General features: G+C 73.0%; 5 protein-coding genes. 2 read left to right on the top strand and 3 right to left on the bottom strand.

The window, feature by feature from the left end; translation table 11 throughout:
• Positions 1–199 (top strand): DUF2530 domain-containing protein (locus VFV89_RS01050; protein WP_329704034.1); only part of this gene is annotated, 199 nt, incomplete at its 5' end.
• Positions 200–584: 385 nt separating this feature from the next.
• On the opposite strand, the gene VFV89_RS01045 is transcribed toward VFV89_RS01050, so the two are convergent.
• A complete protein-coding gene (locus tag VFV89_RS01045) occupies positions 585–1,379 on the bottom strand; it encodes a DUF3027 domain-containing protein (RefSeq protein ID WP_329704033.1) in 795 nt (264 codons plus the stop codon).
• Positions 1,380–1,435: 56 nt separating this feature from the next.
• Here VFV89_RS01045 and VFV89_RS01040 point away from each other — a divergent pair, with 56 nt between their 5' ends.
• Positions 1,436–2,914: an MFS transporter gene (locus VFV89_RS01040; RefSeq protein ID WP_329704032.1), complete on the top strand. Its 1,479-nt coding sequence runs from the start codon at positions 1,436–1,438 to the stop codon at positions 2,912–2,914.
• 26 nt (positions 2,915–2,940) lie between these two features.
• Here VFV89_RS01040 and VFV89_RS01035 read toward each other — a convergent pair whose 3' ends face one another.
• Entirely contained in the window at positions 2,941–3,336 is a 396-nt protein-coding gene (locus VFV89_RS01035) for a cold-shock protein (RefSeq protein ID WP_329704031.1), read from the bottom strand.
• Positions 3,337–3,431: 95 nt separating this feature from the next.
• The coding region (locus VFV89_RS01030; RefSeq protein WP_329704030.1) for an HAD family hydrolase at positions 3,432–3,634 on the bottom strand (203 nt) is incomplete at its 5' end.

Below are 3,634 nucleotides of genomic sequence, written 5' to 3'. Positions count from 1 at the left end.
CCGCACGGTCGAGGTCGGCACCCTCGCGTGGCTCGTCGGCTTCCTGGCGCTGCTGCCGTTCTACAGCCGGCTCGAGGACGCCGGCCGCACCTGGTGGCTGTGGACCTGCCTGGCCGGGTTCGGCCTCGGGCTGTTCGGGCTGGAGTACTGCCGGCGCCGCAGGCACGTGCGAGCGGAGCGCCGAGAGCAGCAGGGCTGAGCTCCGCCGATCGACTCTGTCGAGATCGCCGCAGCAGTGGCACGGACTCGTGTCGAGATCGCCGCAGCAGTGGCACGGACTCGACCTCCGCCGATCGAGCCTGTCGAGATCGCCGCAGCAGTGGCACGGACTCGCCCTCCGCTGATCGAGCCTGTCGAGATCGCCGCAACAGTGGCACGGACTCGACCTCCGCTGATCGAGCCTGTCGAGATCGCCGCAACGAAGGCACCCGCCAGCCCACCGCCCGTGATCGAGTCCCAGCGCGGGCTGCGGTGGTCTCGACAGGCTCGACCTCGAGTCTCCTGAGCTGAGCGCGCTTCGCGCGCCCTGCTCAGAACGACTCGACCTCGAGTCTCCTGAGCTGAGTGCGCTTCGCGCGCCCAGCTCAGAACGACTCGACGTCGTCCACGGTGAGGGTGTCGAAGACCGGGTCGGGGAGGGGCTGGGGCTCGTGCTTCTTGGCCAGCCTGACCTCGGAGTGCGCACCGCAGCCGTGGTCGGTGCTCACCACCCGGCCGTCGTCGTTGGCGTCACCGTTGGCGCAGACCCCGAAGGTCTGGCTCAGCGGGCCGTTGATGCGCACCAGGAAGCCGCAGCTGCGGCAGTGGTGCGGGGCCGACTGGGTGAGCGGCGAGTAGGGGCCGCCGTCGCCGTCGTACCAGCGCTGGGCCGCGAGGTCGCGTCCCTCGGGGGACAGGGTCCGAACCCGGCCCAGGCCGAGGTCCTGGGCGACCTGGCGGATCTGGGCCTTCTCGTCGGTGTCGAGCGGGTCGTCGCCGAAGGAGTAGGTCGGCACCAGCCGTGGGTCCTCGTCGCTGACCGGGAGCAGGTCGCCGGGTGAGAGGTCGCCGGGCCTGATCCGCTCCCGGTAAGGGACCCAGGCGGGGGCCACGATGGCCTCCTCACCCGGGACCAGCACCACCTCGTCGACGGTGACCGACTTCTGCCGGCTCGCGCGGGTGACCGTGACCGACCAGCGCCAGCCGACGTACCCCCGGCGCTCGCACGCGAACAGGTGGGTGACCACGCGCTCCCCCTCGGCGACGGCGCCGAGGTGCTCACCGACGTCGGCGGGGTCGTCGACGTCCTCCAGCAGCGCCGCTCGGGCGAGGTCGGCAGCCGCGACGAGCGCGGAGTCGGCCTTCCCGCGGCGAGCGGTGGCGGTGGCGGAGGTGGTCACGGCCGCAAGTCTTACTGATCGGTGGGGAACCTGTCAGGTTGGGGCAGGATTGGGGCGTGGCAGGAGACGACCAGCGCTGGCGGGACCCGCACCCGCACGAGGTGCCGGTCGCCCCTCCCTCGGTGTCGGCGGCGGACCGGGCTCGCAAGCTCGGCCGGGGGCTGGCCCGGGTCGGCCAGGCCACGTCGCGGGCCAGCCGGTTCACGATGGACAAGGCCCGCCGCGCGTCGGAGGCCGAGGGGGCCGGTGAGTCCGGGCTCTCGCGCCTGATCCAGATGCACGTGTTCAACACCGCGGGCGACGCCGCGGTGGCGATCTCGCTGGCCGGCAGCCTGTTCTTCCAGGTGCCGTCGGGCGAGGCCCGTGACCAGGTCGCGCTCTTCCTCGGCCTGACGATGCTTCCGTTCGCGATCGTGGCGCCGCTGATCGGGCCGTTCCTCGACCGGTTCGCGCACGGCCGGCGGTGGGCGATCGGCGCCACGATGGCGGTCCGCGCGTTCCTCTGCTGGGCGCTCGCGTCCTCCATCGAGAGCGGCTCGGCCCTGGTCTTCGCCGCGGCGCTCGGGGTGCTCGTCTCGTCCAAGGCCTACGGGGTCACGCGGGCCGCGGCGGTGCCGCGGCTGCTGCCGCCCACCTTCACCCTGGTCAAGGCCAACGGCCGAGTCTCGCTGGCGGGCATCGTCGGCGCCACCGTCTCCGCACCGATCGCGGCCCTGGCCTCGCTGGCCGGGCCCGAGTGGTCGCTGCGCTACGCGACGCTGCTCTTCGTGATCGCGACGATCTGTGCCATCAGGCTTCCCGACGCGGTCGACTCCACCGAGGGCGAGGGCGAGCTGTCCTGGCGCGGCAAGGAGGGCAGTACGTCGCGCCGTGGCCGGCGACGCACCCGGATCCCCGGCTCGGTGGCCTTCGCGCTGCGGGCCAACTGCGGGCCGTGGTTCCTGAGCGGGTTCCTGCTGATGTTCGGCGCCTTCCTGCTCCGCAACCCCCACGTGCGGCCGGACAGCTCGTTCGGTCCCGGCGTGATGATCGTCATCGTGGTCGGGGCGGCCGGGATCGGCCGCACGCTCGGCACCGTCCTCGCCTCCCTGCTGCGACGGATCACGCCGGCGCTGGCGGTGGTCCTGGTGCTGGTCGGCGACGCGGCCGCGGCACTGCTCGCGGCACTGTTCTACGGGATGTGGACGCTGGCGCTGCTCGGCCTGGTCGCCGGGCTCGGGCAGGCGCTGGCCAAGTTCTCCCTCGACGCGACGATCCAGCGCGACATCCCGACCAACGTGCAGGCCAGCGCCTTCGGCCGCAGCGACACCACCTGCCAGCTGGCCTGGGTGCTCGGCGGCTTCGCCGGCATCGCGCTGCCCCTGGATCCACCGCAGCTCGGCCTGACCGTAGCGTTCGCCGCCCTCGCGGCCTGGGCGCTCTACGTCGTCTCGACCGCGCCGCGATTCCGCCGCCGCCGGCGTCGCTCCGCGCAGGCCCGCGCCGAGCAGGCCGGCATCGACACCCAGCCGATGCCGGTCCAGCGCCGGCGCTGAGCCCCGAGAGCCTTGGTGCTTGGGCCTCAGAGCTCGAGCTCGTCGGCCAGCGCGCGGAGCAGCTTGGCCACCGGGCGCGCGGTGCTGCGGTCGGGGTGCCGGCCGTGGCGGTAGGCCTCGCCGACGCCGTCGAGCAGTCGGATCAGGTCCTCCACGATCGTGGCCATCTCGTCGGGGTTCTTGCGCTTGGCGTGCGCCTGGTTGCGCTGCACCGACGCGGGCTTGTCGAGGATCCGGACCTGCAGGGCCTGGTCGCCGCGGCGGCCCTGGGCCACGCCGAACTCGACCCGGGTGCCGGCCTTGATCGTGGTCACTCCCTCGGGCAGGGCATCGGCGTGCACGTAGACGTCGGGGCCCTCCTCCTGGGACAGGAACCCGAAGCCCTTCTCGGCGTCGAACCACTTCACCTTGCCAGTGGGCACGTCTCGTCCTCTTCTTGCTGCGCGGGGGGCCGCAGGTGCGGGCACCGAGAGCCTAGGTGGCTCACGCCAACGGGCGCCAACGGGTAAGGGGCCGATCAGGTCCCGAGCGTCTCCCGGGCCGCGACGAACGCGTCGAGCCAGCCCGGGAACGCCGTGAGCTCGGCGAGCACGACGTCGGTGCCGGCCTCGACCAGCTCCTCCTCGGTGCAGCCGCCGGTCAGGACCGACACGCTGGGGATACCGGCGGCCCGCGCCCCTTCGACGTCGTGCACGTGGTCGCCCACCAGGAGCGTGGCGC

Origin of the sequence: Nocardioides sp., assembly GCF_036274455.1 — a bacterium.
Taxonomy (GTDB): domain Bacteria; phylum Actinomycetota; class Actinomycetes; order Propionibacteriales; family Nocardioidaceae; genus Nocardioides.
This window is presented reverse-complemented; position numbering and strand designations above follow the sequence as displayed.